Genomic DNA, 18,336 nt, shown 5'->3' with positions numbered 1-18,336 from the left:
CCATCAGCTCGAGCCAAGCGTGGTCGTACTATTTTGCCTGGCTGTCCGTTATGTATTTCTTGAACAGTGACCTTGCGCCATAGGCAGGCAAGATGTTGAAGAAGGCAAAACATACCTTGATCGCGATCTGCACATAAATCATGTTCAGGATGTCGTTGTTCTCCATCGAGCCGTAAAAGGCAATGTAGCAAAACACGAAGCTGTCAATAATGACCGCGAACAGCGTGCTCAAGAATATCCGCAGGAACAGGAATCTGGAGTTGGTCAGCTCTTTTATTTTGCATAGCAAGTAAGAGTTTATGTTTTCCGAAACCAGGAACGAGACCGAAGATGCCACCAGCACGGATGACACATGAATGATGACGTCATTGTACGGGGTGTCGAGCTTCCAGCCCGGCAGGCCGGGAAGAAAGGTCGAGCCATACAGAAGGACGATAATCATGGCGTTGCTGGCGAAGGCAAAGAAGATCGCTTTTCTTGCCAGCCTGAGGCCAAAGTTTTCGTTCAACAGGTCAACGATCAGGAAGGTCAGAGGGTAAAGAAAGGTGCCCGGAGTGATAATGATGCCAAGTGATTCAAGATAAATGGGCTTGGTGGCGGCAATGCTGGTGAATATATAAAATGTAAAGAGTAGTAGATTCAGGATGATATAAATCATCCATGAGCTTTCGTGGCGGTCATTCAGGTCGTATGCAGTAAGTGCTCCTCCTTGGGAGTAGAACTTCTTGTAAATATTTTTAACTTCCATTTTGTTCAGATTTTCCATTATTTCGCTGTTAAGCACTTCGCTTAATTTGATCTTTATGACTTTGCCTGTGGCGATGATCATGATCACGGCCAGGTTCTTGTTGTTTTCAAAGCCCAGAAGTTTGTATTTGCTGTTCTCGAGTTCGCCTTCATAAGCTGCCATTGAATCGCTCCTCGATGATGTCACCCACCACAAATACTCGATCTGAGTCGGAGCATGCCTCATTGATGATGAACAGCTTTTTTGTCTGCCTGTCGTAAACCAGTTTTTCCTTGTCGTCGGTCGATGTGCCCTTTTGAATGATCAACAGGTCACCGGCCTCGTACAGGCCCTTGATCTCATTCTCGAGCAGCACCGCTATCAAGTTGTAGGATGCGCCGAAGTAATAGGTCAGTGGATGAAGTATGGCCAGTTCGCCAATCCGTTTGTCCATGTTGATCATCAGCAGGCTTTCCTTGAGGATCGGAACCGCCGCCGGGTTCATGTTTCCTTGTGGGGAAATACTGCTGTCGATGATCTCCTTCTCTTCAAAATCGACGGTTTCTATTTCTTCATAGGAGACACCGAAGAAATCGGAGATTTTGCGAATGGTGGATTGCTGTACGTTGCTGACCTTGCCTTCCAGGATGTTGTATATGGTCGTTCGGGTCAGGCCGCTGGCATTGCACAAAGACAGTTGCGTCTCGCCGCGACTTTTTATCAGGTATTTGATGTTGCTCTTCAAATACTCTGTTCTTTCTCTTCTGTGCATCAAATGCTCACCATTTCCTTATAGTCGCCACGCATAGGGTCTTTCATGGAATGCGTGCCGTGCATGACATTCAACTGCTCGACGCCAAAGGTGAGAACAGTCGGATTGATGCGGCTAGAGCTTGTTGGGTTCTTTCGTGGCCTGTACCAACTCGCTAGCACTCCTTTAGCCAGCCTGCATCCATCCTGGGATATTTCGCTGTCGGTATGGGGCGCGCTCGGAATTGTCGGGAGGGTCCGGACCGGAGGCGCCGCGGCGGCAAGTGTTGCATGTCCCAGTCATGACAATAAAGCCCCGAAACGTCCGGTGCCCTGGCCTCGATTGACGAACATTCAGCGGCAACGCAAATCTGCTGTCCCCTCCTGATTCTCGGAAAAGAAGCATTTTGTTTGGAAAATGTTTAATTCTTTGATTAATTAGCGGCTCGCGAACGTTAAATCAGGAAGCGTGCTGTCGTTCGTGGCACGCAAATGACAAGGAAGGAATACCGAACGATGGCAGCTTATACAGCACCACTGAGGAACCAGGCCGACCTGCTGCGACGAGGTTTGGCGGATCTGCGGGCAGAAGACGCCGAACTGGCTGGGATCCTGGACGCTGAAGTCAGGCGTCAACACCGCACACTGTCCCTGGTTTCATCTTCCTGCGCGGCCAACCCTCGAATCCTCGCGGCGTCTGCCTCGGCACTGGTCAACGTCACCGCCGAGGGCATACCAGGCAAGCGCCATCATGTCGGCTGCGAGAACGTCGATCTGGTCGAGTCCCTGGCGATTCGCAGGGCGCGGGAGCTGTTCGGGGCGCAATATGCCAGCGTACAGTCGCATTCCGCCTCCAACGCCAACTACCAGGTGCTTGCTGCCCTGCTCGAGCCCGGGGACACCATTCTCGGCATGGCCCTCGATCATGGCGGGCACCTGACCCACGGCAGCCCTGTCGCATTCACAGGCACTCACTACAAGGCGATCCGCTACGGCACCACATCGCAGGGCGTGATCGATTACGCAGAGGTACGCCATCTGGCGCTCGCCCATCGTCCGCGCATCATCATCTGCGGTGCGACGGCCTATTCCCGGGTCGTGGACTTCCAACGCTTTCGCGCTATTGCCGACGAGGCCGGGGCCATCCTGCTGGCGGATATCTCCTCTATCGCCGGGCTGGTCGCAACGGGTCGACATCCGAGCCCGATCGACGTGGCGCACGTCACCACCGCGTGTACCCACAAGCAACTCGCAGGGCCGCGTGGCGGCCTCATCCTTTCCGGCCGGGACGCCGACACCAAGGTTCCCGGCCTGAGGGCGAGCTTCAGTCGTGTCCTTGAGCAAGCGGTATTCCCCGGGATGCAGGGCTCGCCGGCGGTCAACATGATTGCCGCCAAGGCGGCTGCGCTGGGCTACGCGATGACCCCGGAGTTCGACGCCTACATGGGACGGATTCGCAGCACGGCCGATGCAATGGCCAGCGCATTCATGGCGCAGGACTACGAAGTCGTGGGCGGGGGGACGGAGAACCACACGATTCTGCTCAGGCTGCGTGGTGGGGTTAGCGGTTCGATTGCCGCCTCGGCACTGGAGCGATGCGGCATCATCGTGAGTAAAAACCGCGCACTGGGGGAAACCCGATCCTCATTCGTCGCCAATGGCTTGTGTATCGGCACGGGCTCCATCGCCCAACGCTACATCGATCCCCAGGGCTGTCGTGAAGTCGTCGAACTGGTCTGCCGGATACTGGACAAGGTGACGCCCCTCAGCGAGCAGAAGTACCGCCTGGAGCCTGAGCTGCAGGAACAGTTCCGTCTTCAGACCGAGGCTTTGTGTGCGATGTATCCCATCGCCGATTACCGGGGCAACTGAGGGGGCCCCGGCCTTTGATTCGTAGGTGCCAGCCGGCGAAGGGCGCGCTGCACTGTTGCCCGATCCGCCGTCTGCGCGAGCCAGCCCGCGGGTACGGGTTACTGCTGTTGTAGAGCGCTGTAGCCTTCGAACGCGGTCTGCTGCTGGATCGCGGTGACGATGTTCTTGCGCGTGGCCGGCTGTTCGTTGCCGTCCTTGTCGAAGAACACTTCGCTTTCCAGTTCCGCTTCGTCGCCTTCGCCGACAAAGGCGAAACCGAGGAACTCGAAGGCTTCACGGTCGACGTTGGCCTTGGAGCGCGGGCGGATCGGCAGGGTGACGCTGATGCCGTCCTTGCTGATGGCGAACACTTCCATTTCCTTCTTGGCCCGCGAGGCCTTGCTCTTGCCGCCACCCGGGCTGCTGATGGCCTGGTGGGTCTGGTTCAGCACCTTCAGCGCCAGGCCGTAGACCAGCTCCTGGAAGCTCGGGTCATCCTTGTAGCTGGACAGGATGCGGCTGATCGGGAACTTGCTGCTCAGGTCTTCCAGGGCGGCGCTGTCGGCGGCCTCGGCGTCCTTGAGCTGTTTGAGCTGGCCCATGAGTTCATAGGCGCGGTCGTCGTCGAAGCGGTCGTGAGCCTGGCGGATCTCGGCGCGCAATTCGCGGATCTGGTCGCTTTCCTTGGTGGACTGGAAAGCGTCGAGGACCATCTCGCTGATGGTCTTGGCCTGGGAAACATGCTGTGAAAGATTGATGGCGTTTTCGTATTCCGCTTTGGACGACAAGGCGTTTACGGATTCTTCTGTATTGGAATCGGACATTGATATTTCACTACTTCGTTTAACTGGAAATGAGGCTAGAAAAGCACCGGGCCTTTTCAGGGCGCCTAATTTATGGGACCGAGGCCCCATTGTCACGGACCAACGGACCGGTGCGAAAAGGCGTGGCTCTACTGACCCGCGATCGACGGGAAAATTCCGGCGCCGATCATCCCAGGCGAGCGTTCACTGGGCAACGCTTGGCGTCGCACGGCAGCCGTTCCTGTCTCATTTCCTTCAGCGTCGCGCCTGCTGATGAAACTCGGCGAACGAGACCATGCGCTGGCGCGCCGGGTCCCACAGCTTGAGCCGCAGGCAGCGGTAGATATCCCGCGGGTGCAGTGAGGTGGTGATCGGCGATTGCAGCGCCGGGATCGCCGCCATGGCTTGCGGCAGGCGGTAGAAGGGGATGCCCGAGTTGGCGTGGTGCACATGGTGGTAGCCGATATTGGCGGTGAACCAGGCCATCAGTGGGCCGGTGCGCATGTAGCTGGAGGAGAACACCGCGGTGGCCGCGTAGTCCCAGTCGGCGCGCTCGGGGTAACGCACGCCGGGGAAGTTGTGCTGGCAGTAGAACATATAGGCGCCCAGCGCCGAGCCGGACAGGCTGGGGACCAGCACCCCATACAGCAGGATGTCCGGCGCCAGCAGCGCCAGGGCGACGGCGCTCGCCAGGTTCAGCGCCAGGGCCAGCAGCGACCACAGTCGATGCCGCGGCTGGGTGATCAGCGAGACCATGCAGATGCTGAAAATAAAGATACTGAATGACGCCAGCAGGATCATCAGCGGGTGTCGGGCGACGCGGTAGCGCAAGCGCTTGAGGCGCCCGGCGCGGGCATATTCCTCGGTGGACAGCAGGGGAAAGGTGCCCAGGTCAGTGTGAGTAGAGAGCAGCGGCAGGCGGTTTTTCTGCGCGCCGACATACTGGCAGCTGTGCCCGTGGTGGTAATCGTGGGACTGCTTCCACAGTGTCGGCGGGGCCATCAGCAGCAGGCCGAAGGTCTTGAAAAACACCTCGGCAAAACGCGAGCCCTTGAGGATCGCACCGTGCATGTAGTCGTGGTACAGCACGAACATGCGCACCAGGGACAAGCCCAGCAGCACACTGCAACCCAGGCGCAGCGGCCACCACAGCGGCAGGGCCACGGCCGAGCCGAACAGCCCGATCACCAAAAGCGTCGAGTAGAAATGCCACCAGCTCAGGCGGCGGTTTTCCACGGTAAAGGGCAGGGTCTGGCGAATCAGCTCCTTGCCATAACGCGCCAGTTGCTCGCGGTCCAGGCCGTCGGTGGGCCAGGGGATGGCCCCCGGCAGAGGCTGCTCCTGGCCTGCGCCGGCACGGCAACAAGCAGAGGCGGTCGAGGTGTCCAGCGTGCGCATGCTCGGTGCTCTCCTTAGCCGATAACCGCTTCGTCGGGGCTGTGCTGCATGAACAACTGTGGCCGCCGGTCCTTCCACGGGCGTGCCTGTTCCAACTGGCCGGCCAGGCGGAACAACAGGCCTTCCTCGCCAAAGGCGGCGCTGAGCATCAGGCCGATCGGCAGGCCCTCGGCGTTCCAGTGCAACGGCAAGGAAATCGCCGGTTGCCCCGAGGCGTTATGGATGGCAGTGAACGGGCTGTAGTCGATCAGCGGGCCGTAGGTGCTTTCCAGGTCGCTGGAATGGATATCCACCACGCCGTTGCGCAGCGGCGGCCGGGCCAGGGTCGGGGTCATCCAGCAGTCGTAGGTCTGGTGGAAACGCGCCATTTCCCGACCTACCTGCTGCAACACCAGCTCGGACATCTGGTACTCCACCGCGCTGACGCCAAGGCCGCGTTGATGCACGGCCTGGGTCAGGTTTTCCAGCTCGCCGGGCAGCGGGCCGCGTCCCAGTTGCAGGCTCATCAGTTCCACGGCGAAGGCAATGCCGGAGAACCACAGGGCGCTGAAGGCTTCGGCGAAGCTTTGCAGGTCCAGCTGCGGCGCCGCTTCTTCCACATGGTGGCCGAGGGATTCGAGCAGGCGCGCGGTGCTTTCCACCGCGGAGATGCAGTCGGGGTGCAGCGGCCGCCCGGCCGGGTCTGTACTGGAATAGGCGATGCGCAGGCGCCCCGGTTCGCGGCCGAGCTGGTCGAGAAAGCGCCCCTGCATCGGCGGCGCGCGATACGGGTCGCCCGGCACCACGCCGTGGGTGGCGTCGAGCAGGGCGGCGCTGTCGCGCACGCTGCGGGTCAGCACATGTTCGTCCAGCAGGCCGCTGAGCAGCTCGCCGAAGTCCGGGGCCAGGGAGTTGCGCGCCCGGGTCGGCTTGAGGCCGACCAGGCCGCAGCAGGACGCGGGAATGCGGATCGAGCCGCCGCCGTCGTTGCCATGGGCCGCCGGGACCATGCCGGTGGCCACCGCGGCGGCCGCGCCGCCACTGGAGCCGCCGGTGGAATACTCCAGGTTCCACGGGTTGCGCGCCGGGCCATGGAAGGCGCCTTCGGTGGTGGGCAGAATGCCGAACTCCGGGGCGTTGGTCTTGCCGACGAACACCAGTCCGGCCTGGCGAAAGCGCTTCACCAGCTCACAGTCCTGGGGCATGACCCGCGCTTGCAGCATGCGCGAGGCGAGGGTCGAAGGCAGGTCCTGGCAGTCTCCGAGGATGTCCTTGAGCAGGAACGGCACGCCGTGCAGCGCGCCGGTCGGCGGCGCCTTGTCTTGTGCGGCGGCCTGCGCCCGGGCCTTGTCGTAGGCTTTGTAGACCACGGCGTTGACCGCCGGGTTGAAGGCTTCGATGCGGCGTATGGCTTCCTCCAGCAGTTCGGAGGGGCGTACCTGCCCGGTCCTGACCAGATCGGCCAGGCCGACCGCATCGAAGGTGGCGTATTCGCTAAAAGACATCCTGTTCTCCCGTGCTGCGCACGCTGCTGGCGATACCGGGGCGCTCCCGCTCCGGCCTGGGTTTGATGGCATGGCCGGTTGCACAGGCCCGGCTTGCACGGGCCTGGATATATCGGCTTCACATCCTTGAAAAAAGCTGATGACTGCAAGTGACATGGCAAAAAGCCATGCATGCATCGAGCTGTGAGGCGAATATGCGCCGGGGGCGGAAATTGCGGGTATACGCCGTTCGGAGTATTAACTTCGACTGCGCGCTCCCAGAGGATGATCAAGCGTAATGGATGCGCAAGGCCGCAGATTTCGGGCCTTGCGGGAGATGGCTAAGTACGGCTGCCTGGACACAAAATAATGACTACGAACGACCACGATAGCGACGTTCCGTATGCGAATTTTTCGGAATGTCTGCAGCTTCACGCCCATACGATCCCGGACCGATTGGCCTATCGTTTTCTGCACAACGGGCGAGACGAAGAAACCCTGATCACCTTCTCTGAACTGGACCGCGCGGCCCGAGCGGCGGCGGTCCGGCTGCAGGGGCATTGCCAGGCGGGGGACAGGGTGCTGATCCTGCTCAAGCCAGGCCTGGACTATGTGATCGCCTTCATGGGCTGTCTGTATGCCGGGCTGGTGGCGGTGCCGGCCTACCCGCCGGGGGCGACCAAGACCCTGGACCGGCTGGACGGCATCATCGACGACTGCCAGCCGACGGCGGCACTGGCCAGTGGCGAGGATGTCCCGACCATCCGGGCCCGGCTGGGGCAGGCGCAGAGTCCGCGGGTGCTGGACATGGCGAGTCTCGATCTGGCCCTGGCCAGCGAGTGGCGGGCCGTCCCGGTAACCCGGGACGATATCGCCTTTTTGCAATACACCTCCGGCTCCACCGGGATTCCCAAAGGAGTGGCGGTGACCCACGGCAACCTGATTCACAATTCGCGCAGCATCAGCCGCGGTTTTTTGACCCACAAGGACAGCCACCTGGTCAGCTGGCTGCCGCCGTATCACGACATGGGGCTGATCGGCGGCATCCTGCAATCCTTGTTCGTCGGCTTCGGCTCGACCTTGCTGGCGCCGATCCACTTCCTGCAACGGCCGCTGCGCTGGTTGCAGGCCATCAGCACCTACCGCGGCACCGTCAGCGGCGGGCCGAACTTCGCCTATGAATTGTGCCTGCGCAAGATCAAGGACGAAGAGCTGGCCGGCCTCGACCTGAGCAGCTGGGAGGTGGCGTTCAACGGCGCCGAGCATGTGCGGGCGCAGACCATTGCCGCCTTCCATGAGCGTTTCGCCCGCGCCGGTTTTGCCAGCACCTCGGCCTTTCCCTGCTACGGGCTGGCCGAAGGCACGCTGATGGTCAGCGCCGGCGGCAGCAAGCGCGAGCCGGTGATCCGTCAGTTCCATGCCGGCTTGCTGGAGGACAATGTGGCATGCCTGCATGAAGGCCCGGGCAGCGACGCCGAGTTGCGCCTGCGCACTCTGGTCAGCAGCGGCCGCGGCATCCCCGGGCAGGGCCCGTTCATCTGCGACCCGCACACCGAGCAGCCGCTGGAAGACGGGCGGGTCGGGGAGATCTGCATCCTCGGCGACAGCGTCGCCAGCGGTTACTGGCAGCGCCCGGAGAGCACCGCCGCGGCCTTTCGCCCGGCCCCGCCGGCGCTCGGCTGGTCGCGCTACTTTCGCACCGGCGACCTGGGCTTCCTGCTCGACGGCGAGCTGTTCGTCACCGGGCGGCTCAAGGACCTGATCATCGTCAATGGCGTCAACCATCACCCTGGTGATATCGAGAACACCGTGCTGCGCACCCATGACAGCTTTCGCCCGGACGGCACCGCGGCCTTCAGCATCGAGACCGGCGACAGCGAGCAGGTGGTGATCGCCCAGGAAATCGAACGGCGTGCCTTGCGCAGCCTCGACCTGCCACAGCTGTTCAGCGACTTGAAAGCGCGGCTGTGGCAACAGCACCAACTGGCGCGGCCGGTGCTGTTGCTGGTGTTCGGCGGGTCGTTGCCGCGTACCTCCAGCGGCAAGATCAAGCGCCAGGAGTGCCGCAAGCAGTTCGCTCCCTGGCTGGCGGCACTCGATGATGCCGCGCCGGCCGAAGTCCACCCGCTGGACAAGTCGGTGGTCGCGGTGGAGAGCAACGGCCGGGTATTGCGTGACATCACCGTCGACAGCCAGGTCGTGGAAGCATGACCAGTCTATCGATCGGCCCGGTGCATGCGCCCAAGCCCGCGGCGTTGCTGTTCGCCCAGCCGGCCTTCTGCGAACCGCGGCTGGAACTGGCCAGCCGCCCGCGGTCGGTGCTGTCGTTGCCGCCCACCGACAGCCAGCAACGGCTGCAACTGACCAGCGTGCTCAACTCCATCACCTCGGCGCGCAGCATCGCCGAGCTGACGCAGCAGACCCAGCTGGCGCTGCCGCAGATCCTGCCGTGCGAGAACTTCGTGTTCGCCAGCGGCCGGGTCCGCGCGCACCGGGTGTTCTTTTCGCACCTGATTCATCCGGACAGCGTCTCCGATGACCTGATCAAGGCCATCGTCGGTCGCGACGGCATGATTCCGCCGCTGGGCATCGACCCCATCGAGCATTGCGGGCGCCCCAAGTTCACCACCCTGGAGCGCCTGGGCAACTCGCAGGACCAGGTGTGGGCGAAGATCTTTCGCGAACACGGCATACGCAACCTGGGCTGGACCCTGCTGCCCGGATTGCACCGCAACACCTTCACCGGCTACTTCTTTCACAACATCTCGGCCACCGTGGCCCATGAAAGCAAAATGCGCATGATGGTCTTCGCCCCGTACCTGCACATTGCCCTGAACCGGGCGCTGGGCAGCAAGCTGTTGCGCCACAACCCGGGGCCGAACCATCAACTGTTGTCCATCCTGTCCAGCCGCGAAGCGGAGATTTCGCGCTGGGTGGCCCGAGGCAAGACCAACTGGGAGATTGGCCAGATCCTCGGCATCAGCGACAAGACCGTGAAAACCCATCTGCAGAACATCTTCTCCAAACTCCAGGCGTCGAGTCGGGCGCAGATCGCGGCGTTGTTCTGCGACGAGTGAGTGCTGCCTGCCTGTCTTTCATCCGGTAACCCTTCCACAGTGCTGACGGGGGTCAGTGCTTCGGCGTCGCCTGCGCCTCTGTAGGAGCGGCCGGTCGACGCTCGATTGGCCGCGATGGGGGCTGTTTGGGTGCTGCATGTTTGGGATGGTGTACATATCCATTTCTACGGTAACGGCTGCTTATGGTTTCGCCCTTACGGCGAGTCCCTTTTTACAAACGCCTAAAAAGGAACCAAAAACGCTTGCCCCTGCGTACGGCCTTCGCTGCGCTCAGGTTCCCTCGCTCCGGCGTCCCTCAGGGGGCATCGACTCCGGTCGGCTTCGCTTCGACCTCCATACGATGTACTCGACTGCGTCGAGGGGCGCTGCGCGCCATCCCCCTGATGAACACCGGAACGAAGCCTCCCGATGGGGCGGGTAGATCAAGATCAAAAGCCAAAGCCAAAGCCAAAGCCAAAGCCTGGCGCGACCTACCGGTCGGCGCCAAACCCTGTAGCCGCTGCCGAGCCTGCGAGGCTGCGATCGACTGCGCAGCAGGCGCAGGGATCTTGAGGCCGCTGGAGGACCTTCGGTCCTATCGCAGCCTGCGGCAGCTGCTACAGGGCTCGCTACTCCTTACGGAGTATTGAGCTGAACCGGCATGACGCCGAGCATCGGGGTGTAGCAAATAGCCTGCTCCGTCGGGTTATCCACACTCAACACGCGTTTGCATCATGACGCCTGCCCAAGCGTTGATCCGCTGGTTTCACCACGCGGTTGGCGCGGGCCAACGGCCATGCAAAGGAAGCGAAATACGCTGGGAGGCGACTGTGCACATAGACGAAATAACCTTTGCCGTGACCGAAACCCTGGCCAGCCTGCTGGAGGTCGATTCCGGGTCGCTGGACGTCGAGCGCTCGTTCCACGAGATGGGCGTCGACTCGGTGTTGATCGTCGGCCTGTCCGCCGAGTTCGAGGACCGTTTCGGCATCTCCCTGGACCCTGAGCTGGCCTACCTGCACGACACCGTGAGCAAGGTCAGCCAGCACCTGTACGGCGTCATCAACCAGGGCGCGTTCGGCGCAGTGAGGGAGGTCAGTCATGGCTGATTCATTGCTCAATATCACCCGCCAGGAACTGCTGGAATTCGTCGGCCTCAACGAGACCGTGGTACGCGCCCAGGGCACTCGCATCGAAACCGCCAGCGGCCAGACCCTGATCGATTTCGTCGGCCAGTTCGGCGCGGTGCCCTTCGGTTATGGCGCGGCGCCTATTACTGAGGCGATCCACACCTTTCTCGCCAGCGGCCAGGCCTCGCTGGTCCAGCCGCTGATCAACCCCGGCGCCGAAGAACTGGCGCGGCGCCTGATCGAGCTGGCGCCGGGTACCCACTCGAAGGTGACCTTCACCACCAGCGGCGCGGAAACCGTCGAAGCGGCGATCAAGCTGTGTCGCGCCGCGACCCAGCGCGAGCTGGTGATCGGCACCCTGACCGGTTTTCACGGCAAGACCCAGGGCGCGGTCGGGGTCACCGGCAAGGCCACTTACCGCGAGCCGTTCCAGATCCGCGCCGACGGTTTCAGCCATGTGCCCTATGGCGACCTGGAGGCCCTCGAGGCGCTGCTGAAAACCCGGCGCGCCGCGGCCTTTTTCGTCGAGGCGGTGCAGGGCGAGGCGGGCATGATCACCCCGCCGCCAGGCTACCTGCTGGCGGCGCAGAACCTCTGTCGCCAATACGGCACCCTGTTCGTGCTCGACGAGATCCAGACCGGACTGGGCCGTACCGGCGAGCTGTTCGCCGCCACCGCCCACGGTCTGGAACCGGACGTGGTGCTGTTGGCCAAGGCCTTGGGCGGCGGCGTCGCGGCCATCGGCGCGTGCATCTACGGCGAGCAGTGCTGGAGCCGCGATTTCGACCGGCACCACAGTTCCACCTTCGCCGTGAACGGCTTCAGCGCCGCCATCGGCCTGGCCGTGCTCGACCAGCTCACCGCCAACGACGGCGCCCAGCTCAAGCATGCGGCGGAGCAGGGCGCCTACCTGTACGCCGGGCTGTCGCGGCTGGTGCAGGACTATCCCGAGGTGTTCCACAGCCTCGACGGCCGCGGCCTGATGCTCGGCCTGAAGTTCCGCCGCTGGAGCGGCGAGCGCCTGTATACGCTGTCCCTGGCCAGCGCTTTCGGCGCCCTGGTGCCGATCGTCTGCGGCTACCTGAAAAGCCGGCATGGCGTGTACTGCCTGCCGACCCTCACCGAAGGCAACGTGCTGCGCATCCAGCCGCCGCTGTGCATCGAGCGCGCCGATATCGACCTGTTGCTCGAAGGCCTCAAGGCGGTGGCGGAACTGGTGGTGCACAACCAGCAGCATCGCTTGATTCTCGAAGCCCACGGTTATGCCGGGCCCCGGGGGGCCCTGAGCCCCTGGATCGCAGCGGGCAAACCACGCAGCAGCGGGCGTTGCCTGGGGCGCTTCGCCTTCCTGCTGCACCCGACCACCGCCGAGAGCGTCAACGGCGACAGCGTGGTGGACGGCCTGGGGCTGTCGGCGGCGGAAAAAACCTTTATGCAGGGCTGGCTCGACGACTTCTCCGAATGGGCCAAGCCCGACCTCGACGCCGGGGTGTCCTATCACGCCCGCCGGGTCTACAACGATGCCGGCGACTACGTCGAAGGCTGGCTGGTCGGCAGCCTGCTGCAACCGCGCGACCTGATGCGCCTGAGCCTGGGCAAGCGGCGCAAGCTGCTGGCCAACTACCTGGACAGCGTCGCCGAGCTGGAGGTGGATTTCGTCGGGCTGGGGGCCTACACCTCGGTGATTTCCAGTGCCGGCGTGGATGTCATCAACGAGCGGTTCCATACCACCACCGGCAACAGCCTGACGGCCATGGTCGGTGTCGATGCGCTGCTGAGCACTTGCGCCAACCGCGGTGCGCCGCTGGCCAAGCGCCTGACCGGGGTGATCGGTGCCTACGGTTCGGTGGGGCGCCTGGCCAGCCTGCGCCTGGGGCGCTTCTGCGAGCACCTGGTCTTGCTCGGCAATGGGGCCAATCGGGGCGCCATGGACGAGCTGCGGCTGGTGGCCGGCGAGTTGTATCGCGATGCCTTGCTGCAGATCCAGGGCGGCCACAGCAGCGGCATCGCCAAGACCCTGGTGCTGCTCCTGCCGAGCCTGGCCAGCGTCGAGCAACTGCTGGATCGCGACCTTGGCGACGAGGAGCAATTGCGCACGCTGTTCGACAGCGTCGATGCCCTGGCCCAGGGCAAGCCGCAGGTGCAGCCGCCGCTGGTGATCACCGCGGACCTGGGCCACTGGCTGCCGCGCCTGGAAACCGTGCTCTCGGCCACCTCCAATGGCTCGGCCTTTATCGACCCGCTGGTGCTGCATCAGAACGCGATCATCTGCGACTGCGCGCAGCCGCCGGACATCGGCCACGTCACTCTGGCACTGCGCCCGGACGTCACGGTGATCGAAGGCGGCCTGATCCATCTGCCCGACCGCAGCCAGCGTTTCGGCCAACAGAACCTCACCGGTCTGCCCACGGGCGTGACCTTCAGTTGCCTGGCCGAAACCATGGTCCTGACCATGGCCGGCCTGCAGCGCGACTACAGCATCGGCAAGCGTCCTCCACTGGAGGATGCCGAAGCGATCTTCGACCTGGCCCGAGCCTTCGGTTTCGCCCCCGCGGTGGAGCAGTTGATCGAAAAAGCCGGTTAACCCTGACAACGAGAAAGGAGTCCACACCATGTCGATGCACAACGCCTGCAACGCCACCGAGAAGTACCTGCCGGGCCTGCTCGCCGCCCTCCGGGAGCGCGGCCTGATGGCCCTGGAGCAAGCCGACCCGGCCGTGCTCTGCGGGCTGTTTCGCGACTACCGCGCCGCCGGCCTGATCATCCCCGAGACCTACGGCGGCCTCGGCGCCTCGCCGGAGGAGACCGTGGAGATCCTGCGCGCCATCGGTTCGCTGTGCCCATCCCTGGCGGTGATGATGACCATGCATCACCACACCATCGCCACCATCGTGCAACTGGGCGGGTTGATCCCGGCGGCGGAAGAGCTGCTGTGGGGCATCACCCAGAACCAGCTGCTGATCGCCTCGGCCTTCGCCGAGGGCAAGCCGGGCTCGGAGATCTTCAACCGCAGCGTCAAGGCGCGGCCGGTGGAGGGCGGTTTCGTCCTCGACGGCAGCAAGAAGCCCTGCACCATGAGCCACCACATGGACGTGATCGTGGTCGGCGTCGCCTGTGAACAGGACGACGGCAGCGTCAGCCAGGGCTTTGCCGTGGTCTTTGCCGATGGCAGCACGATCACCCGCGAACCCTTCTGGAACGCCACGGTACTGCGTGCCACCGACAGCAACGAACTGGTGTTCAACGGCGTGTTCGTGCCCAGCGAGCGCATGCTGCTGGCCGACGGCGCCGACAGCGAAGAAGTGGCCGCCACCGCCATGGAAACCTCGCTCAACGGCCTGAGCTGGTTCCAACTGATGGTCGGCGGCAGCTACCTGGGCGTGGCTTCGGCGCTGGTCGACCGGTTGCTGAGAAAGCCCTTCGCCGACCCCGCGCAACTGGCCCTGCTGTGCATCGAGCTGGAGGGCGCCCATCAGGCGCTGCTCGGCACCGCCGGCGAATTGCAGGCGCAACAGGATGCGCCGATGAACACCTACCACAAGGCGCTGTGCACGCGCTTCCTGGTGCAGGCGGCGATCGAGCGGGCGACCAACCTCAGCGTCGAGCTGTTGGGTGGCATGGCGTTCATCGCCTCCGACGAAGTGGCCTATCTGCTGGCGGCCTCCCGGGCGATCGGCTTCCACCCGATCTCCCGCAGTGCCGCCACGCCCTTGCTGGCGCAGTTCCTGCGCGAGTCCTACAGCGCCTGATTCGCCTGCTACCGCAGTCGGAGCTTCGGCGCCCCTGGCGTCGCTCCGGCCTCGGCAACATGCCTAATGGAGTAGAAGCATGAGTAGCGATTTTCTCTATCCGCCGCGCCCGGCCAATGTCGGTCGCGGGTTTCACTGCCTGGCTATTCCGCTGTTCAGCCTGCTGCTGGTGTTCAACACCGCGGCCATCGCTGTGATTCTGGCCCTGTCATGCACCTTGCAGGCCGGGCGCCGGTCGTTGTCGTGGCTGCCGGGCATGAAGGCCCTGGGCAACTGGCTGGTGACGAGCTATCACCGCTTGTTGCAACCCCTGGCCGACCGCTTGCTCAAGGACCCGCGGGACGAGCCGATCCTGGCCGCCGTCATCAGTCTGGGCCTGACCGCCGGGCCGGTGTTCATCGCCCAGCTGTGGCTCAAGGAAATCTCCTGGTTGCTGGTGCTGCTGTTCTACGCCTTCGTCTATGGGCCGAACATTCGCGGCTTTGTCCGCTCCTTCAGCGCCATGCATCAGGAAGGCCATGTGCCCGGCGGCATCTTCAAGCGTTCGAGCCTGCTCGATCGCTGGGTCGGCAACTCCTTCCTGTACATGTTCTTCGCCATTCCCATGGGCCTGATCCCCCATGCGGCGGCGCACCTGCAACAGCATCACCGGGAAAACGCCGGGCCGCTGGATGTCTACGCCACCGCGCGCTACGACCATGCCAGCGCCTGGGATTTCGCCGTGTATATGGTGCGCGAGGTGATGTACCAGCAGTTCATGGTTTCGCCCTGGCTGTACTTCAAGAGCAAACACAAGCGCAGCCAGGCCCGGGCCATGGTCATGGGCAACCTGGTGCATGTCGGGCTGTTCGTCGCGCTGGCGTGCTACAGCCTGCCGATCGCCGTGCTCTACATGCTGGTGCCCTGGTGCGCGAGCAACTTCCTGATGGGCGTCATCCACTGGAGCCAGCACGCCTTCTACGGCGGCCAGCAAGACCCCAAGGATTGGATGTACAACACCGTGACCCTGCTGGAAACACCGGTGAACATCCTCAACGAGGGTTACCACGCCTGCCACCATCACTGGTCTGTCGGCCACTGGTCGGAGAGCCCGGCGCTGTTCGAGCGGCTCAAGCCGGAACTGGCGGCCGCAGGTTCCATGGTGTTTCGCGACCTCAGCGTATTCGGCCTGTTCGTACTGCTGATGCTGCGCCGCTTCGATGCGCTGGCGGACAAGCTCGACTGGTGGCAGCCGCTGGACCACGCAGAGAAAGTCCGCCTGCTGCAATTCCGGGTGCTGCCGGCGCCCATCGCGGCCCATGAACATGCCCATCAACGGCGCCTCGCCACACCGCGCAACGCCGACGAACCCACCCCCGCGCACAGCGCCCTGGGCCAGCCATGAACCGTCCCCTGACTTTGAAAGTCGCCGCCATCGAACGGGAAACCGACGATGCGGTGACCATTCACCTCAAGCAGCCGCTGCTGCGCAAAGTCCGCTACAGCGCCGGGCAGTACCTGACCCTGGAGGTCGACGTCGACGGCGCCAAGGGCTGCCGCGCCTATTCCATCAGCAGCACGCCGGGGCTGGACAAGACCCTGTCGATCACCGTCAAGCGCGTGGCCGGCGGCAAGGTTTCCAACCGCCTGGTGCAGGAGCTGAGCGCCGGCGACGCGGTGCAGACCCTCGGCACCCACGGCCGCTTCACCTTCGCCCCGCAGCCGGGCCGGGGGCGGCACCTGGTGCTGCTGGCGGCGGGCAGCGGGATCACGCCGATCTTCTCGATCCTCAAGTCGGCGCTGCACTTCGAGCCGGATGCCCAGGTGTCGCTGATCTACGGCAACCGCAATCAGGAGTCGGTGATCTTTCGCGACAAGCTCGACCAGCTGCGCCAGACCTTCGGCGAGCGCTTGCAACTGGTGCATGTGCTGTCGCGGCCGGACACCCCGGGGGCCCACGAAGGGCGCCTGACCCGGCAGCGGGTGATCGACATTCTCGGCGCGCTGCCCGGCCCGCAAGCCCGCGAATACTACAGCTGTGGCCCCAGCGGCATGATGGACGAGGTGACCGCCGCCCTGGAGACCCTGGGCATCGCCCCGGAAAGCGTGCACCAGGAGCGTTTCACCCCGGCCAAGGCGCCAGTGGCCAGCGGCGACACGGAAAAACGCGTGGAACTGCTGATGCAGGGCCAGGCGTTCAGTTTCACGGTCGCCCCGGGCCAGACCCTGCTCGACGCGGCCCTGGCCAGCGGCGTGCAGCCACCGTTTTCCTGCCGCAGCGGTTTCTGCACGGCCTGCGTCTGCACCCGGCTGGCGGGGCAGGTGCGCATGCGCGAGGACCATGGGCTGTCGGCGGACGAACTGAACCGGGGCCAGGCACTGTTGTGCGTGGGCTATCCATTGACGGACGACGTGCGCCTGCAAGTCGATTAGCGATACAGACAGAGGAAGGTCAATTCATGAATCATTCAACCCACCACGCCGCCGAGGACGAACTGCGGCTGGCCAAGCGCGCCGAACTGCGGGTCGACCGCGAGCGCCAGGCCCAGCTGCAGGCACTGATGCAGCCGCAGCCGCTGAAGTTCGTGCTCTGGTCGGTACTGCATGTGCTGGTCTGGTGCGCGGCGGCGCTGTACATCCTGCTCGGCGACAACCCCTGGGGCCTGGCGCTGGCGGTGCTGGTGCTGGGCAACCAGCTGCATGCCTTCACCGTGCTGCAGCACGATTGCGGGCATGCCAGCGGCTTTCGTTCGGCGGCGCTGAACCTGTGGGTCGGGCGCTTCATGGCCTGGTTCATCGTGTTCCCGTTTTCCTCCTTCACCGAGTGCCACAAATACCATCACCGCTACCTGGGCGACCCGGACAAGGACCCCGACGACTGGAACTACACCGGCGGGGTGAAGTGGATGTTCCTGCGCATCGCCGTGTTCGTGCCGCGCTTCATCTACTTTTCCCTGGTGCGCTACGGCAAGGCGGTGCGCAACCGGGTGCTGCGCGAGCTGGCGTTCAATCTGCTGTCGATGGCGGCGATCGGCGCCTGGTGCTACAGCCAGGGGCTGATGCTGCAATTCGTGCTGATTTTCATCGTGCCGCTGCTGTTGCTGGCGCTGGTGATCAACCCGATTTCCCGGGGCTATGAGCACTTCCCCATGGCCACCCTGGCGGTTGGCGACCCGCAGCGCCTGGACCTGGCGAAGAACACCGTGACCGTCAGCGACCGGCTGATCGGCCTGTTGTGGGCCAATATCAACTACCACGTCGAGCATCACATCTACCCCGGCGTGCCCTTCGTCAACCTGCCGCGGCTGGCGGCGCTGCTGGACAACAAGCCCTACCTGCGCGACCGCTGGCTGCTGGCGCGGATGTTCGCGCGACGTCCGGTAACAACTTGCGCCGAACCTCGGCGAGCGGCGTGAGCTACATTTACAGT

The 18,336-nt window shown here is 63.5% G+C and carries 14 protein-coding genes; 9 read left to right on the top strand and 5 right to left on the bottom strand.

The genetic code is table 11. The features are described from left to right. Nucleotides 1-28 precede the first annotated feature (28 nt). Both PMI20_RS27705 and PMI20_RS27700 read right to left on the bottom strand, forming a co-directional pair. The gene (locus tag PMI20_RS27705) at nt 29-910 is read right to left on the bottom strand and encodes a queuosine precursor transporter (protein ID WP_007929709.1); all 882 of its coding nucleotides are present in this window, start codon (nt 908-910) and stop codon (nt 29-31) included. Continuing rightward, nucleotides 897-1,499 carry a helix-turn-helix transcriptional regulator gene (locus tag PMI20_RS27700; RefSeq protein ID WP_007929711.1) on the bottom strand — a complete coding sequence of 201 codons (603 nt, stop codon included), beginning with the start codon at nt 1,497-1,499 and terminating at the stop codon, nt 897-899. The genes PMI20_RS27705 and PMI20_RS27700 overlap by 14 nt, the downstream gene beginning before the upstream one ends. A gap of 494 nt (nt 1,500-1,993) precedes the next feature. On the opposite strand from PMI20_RS27700, the gene glyA reads away from it, so the two are divergent. Further along, on the top strand, nt 1,994-3,349 hold the full coding sequence (gene glyA / locus PMI20_RS27695) for a serine hydroxymethyltransferase (protein WP_007929713.1): 1,356 nt from the start codon (nt 1,994-1,996) through the stop codon (nt 3,347-3,349). Between the two features lie 98 nt (nt 3,350-3,447). Here the strand turns inward: glyA and PMI20_RS27690 are convergent, their stop codons facing one another. From PMI20_RS27690 to PMI20_RS27680, 3 genes are all read right to left on the bottom strand, one after another. Next, the gene (locus PMI20_RS27690) at nt 3,448-4,152 is read right to left on the bottom strand and encodes a hypothetical protein (protein ID WP_007929715.1); all 705 of its coding nucleotides are present in this window, start codon (nt 4,150-4,152) and stop codon (nt 3,448-3,450) included. A gap of 234 nt (nt 4,153-4,386) precedes the next feature. After that, nucleotides 4,387-5,529 carry a fatty acid desaturase family protein gene (locus PMI20_RS27685; RefSeq protein ID WP_007929717.1) on the bottom strand — a complete coding sequence of 381 codons (1,143 nt, stop codon included), beginning with the start codon at nt 5,527-5,529 and terminating at the stop codon, nt 4,387-4,389. Between the two features lie 14 nt (nt 5,530-5,543). Then, entirely contained in the window at nt 5,544-7,013 is a 1,470-nt protein-coding gene (locus PMI20_RS27680; RefSeq protein WP_007929719.1) for an amidase, read from the bottom strand. Between the two features lie 348 nt (nt 7,014-7,361). Between PMI20_RS27680 and PMI20_RS27675 the strand changes: the two genes are divergently transcribed. The 8 genes from PMI20_RS27675 (at nt 7,362) to PMI20_RS27640 (ending at nt 18,322) form a co-directional block, all read left to right on the top strand. Next, complete coding sequence (locus tag PMI20_RS27675; protein ID WP_007929722.1) at nt 7,362-9,203, top strand: fatty acyl-AMP ligase; 1,842 nt, start codon at nt 7,362-7,364, stop codon at nt 9,201-9,203. Continuing rightward, nucleotides 9,200-10,069 carry a LuxR C-terminal-related transcriptional regulator gene (locus PMI20_RS27670; protein WP_007929724.1) on the top strand — a complete coding sequence of 290 codons (870 nt, stop codon included), beginning with the start codon at nt 9,200-9,202 and terminating at the stop codon, nt 10,067-10,069. The genes PMI20_RS27675 and PMI20_RS27670 overlap by 4 nt, the downstream gene beginning before the upstream one ends. Nucleotides 10,070-10,878: 809 nt before the next feature. Then, nucleotides 10,879-11,157, top strand: coding sequence for an acyl carrier protein (locus tag PMI20_RS27665; RefSeq protein WP_007929443.1), 279 nt, complete (start codon nt 10,879-10,881; stop codon nt 11,155-11,157). Further along, nucleotides 11,150-13,762 carry an aminotransferase class III-fold pyridoxal phosphate-dependent enzyme gene (locus PMI20_RS27660; RefSeq protein WP_007929444.1) on the top strand — a complete coding sequence of 871 codons (2,613 nt, stop codon included), beginning with the start codon at nt 11,150-11,152 and terminating at the stop codon, nt 13,760-13,762. Before PMI20_RS27665 ends, PMI20_RS27660 begins: the two co-directional genes overlap by 8 nt. 28 nt (nt 13,763-13,790) lie before the next feature. Continuing rightward, on the top strand, nt 13,791-14,927 hold the full coding sequence (locus PMI20_RS27655; protein WP_007929445.1) for an acyl-CoA dehydrogenase family protein: 1,137 nt from the start codon (nt 13,791-13,793) through the stop codon (nt 14,925-14,927). Between the two features lie 79 nt (nt 14,928-15,006). Then, nucleotides 15,007-16,311: a fatty acid desaturase gene (locus tag PMI20_RS27650; RefSeq protein ID WP_007929446.1), complete on the top strand. Its 1,305-nt coding sequence runs from the start codon at nt 15,007-15,009 to the stop codon at nt 16,309-16,311. Next, entirely contained in the window at nt 16,308-17,339 is a 1,032-nt protein-coding gene (locus tag PMI20_RS27645; RefSeq protein ID WP_007929452.1) for a ferredoxin--NADP reductase, read from the top strand. Before PMI20_RS27650 ends, PMI20_RS27645 begins: the two co-directional genes overlap by 4 nt. Before the next feature lie 26 nt (nt 17,340-17,365). Then, nucleotides 17,366-18,322 (top strand): fatty acid desaturase family protein, encoded by a 957-nt coding sequence (locus tag PMI20_RS27640; protein ID WP_007929454.1) that lies wholly within the window; start codon nt 17,366-17,368, stop codon nt 18,320-18,322. Nucleotides 18,323-18,336 lie beyond the last annotated feature (14 nt).

Source organism: Pseudomonas sp. GM17 (genome assembly GCF_000282175.2).
Taxonomy (GTDB): domain Bacteria; phylum Pseudomonadota; class Gammaproteobacteria; order Pseudomonadales; family Pseudomonadaceae; genus Aquipseudomonas; species Aquipseudomonas chlororaphis.
This window is presented reverse-complemented; position numbering and strand designations above follow the sequence as displayed.

Coding starts and splice junctions, on each gene's coding strand:
- PMI20_RS27680 (WP_007929719.1), bottom strand. CDS start 7,013: ATGTCTTTTAGCGAATACGCCACCTTCGATGCGGTCGGCCTGGCCGAT.
- PMI20_RS27705 (WP_007929709.1), bottom strand. CDS start 910: ATGGCAGCTTATGAAGGCGAACTCGAGAACAGCAAATACAAACTTCTG.
- PMI20_RS27670 (WP_007929724.1), top strand. CDS start 9,200: ATGACCAGTCTATCGATCGGCCCGGTGCATGCGCCCAAGCCCGCGGCG.
- PMI20_RS27685 (WP_007929717.1), bottom strand. CDS start 5,529: ATGCGCACGCTGGACACCTCGACCGCCTCTGCTTGTTGCCGTGCCGGC.
- PMI20_RS27655 (WP_007929445.1), top strand. CDS start 13,791: ATGTCGATGCACAACGCCTGCAACGCCACCGAGAAGTACCTGCCGGGC.
- PMI20_RS27690 (WP_007929715.1), bottom strand. CDS start 4,152: ATGTCCGATTCCAATACAGAAGAATCCGTAAACGCCTTGTCGTCCAAA.
- PMI20_RS27660 (WP_007929444.1), top strand. CDS start 11,150: ATGGCTGATTCATTGCTCAATATCACCCGCCAGGAACTGCTGGAATTC.
- PMI20_RS27640 (WP_007929454.1), top strand. CDS start 17,366: ATGAATCATTCAACCCACCACGCCGCCGAGGACGAACTGCGGCTGGCC.
- PMI20_RS27650 (WP_007929446.1), top strand. CDS start 15,007: ATGAGTAGCGATTTTCTCTATCCGCCGCGCCCGGCCAATGTCGGTCGC.
- PMI20_RS27700 (WP_007929711.1), bottom strand. CDS start 1,499: ATGCACAGAAGAGAAAGAACAGAGTATTTGAAGAGCAACATCAAATAC.
- glyA (WP_007929713.1), top strand. CDS start 1,994: ATGGCAGCTTATACAGCACCACTGAGGAACCAGGCCGACCTGCTGCGA.
- PMI20_RS27645 (WP_007929452.1), top strand. CDS start 16,308: ATGAACCGTCCCCTGACTTTGAAAGTCGCCGCCATCGAACGGGAAACC.
- PMI20_RS27675 (WP_007929722.1), top strand. CDS start 7,362: ATGACTACGAACGACCACGATAGCGACGTTCCGTATGCGAATTTTTCG.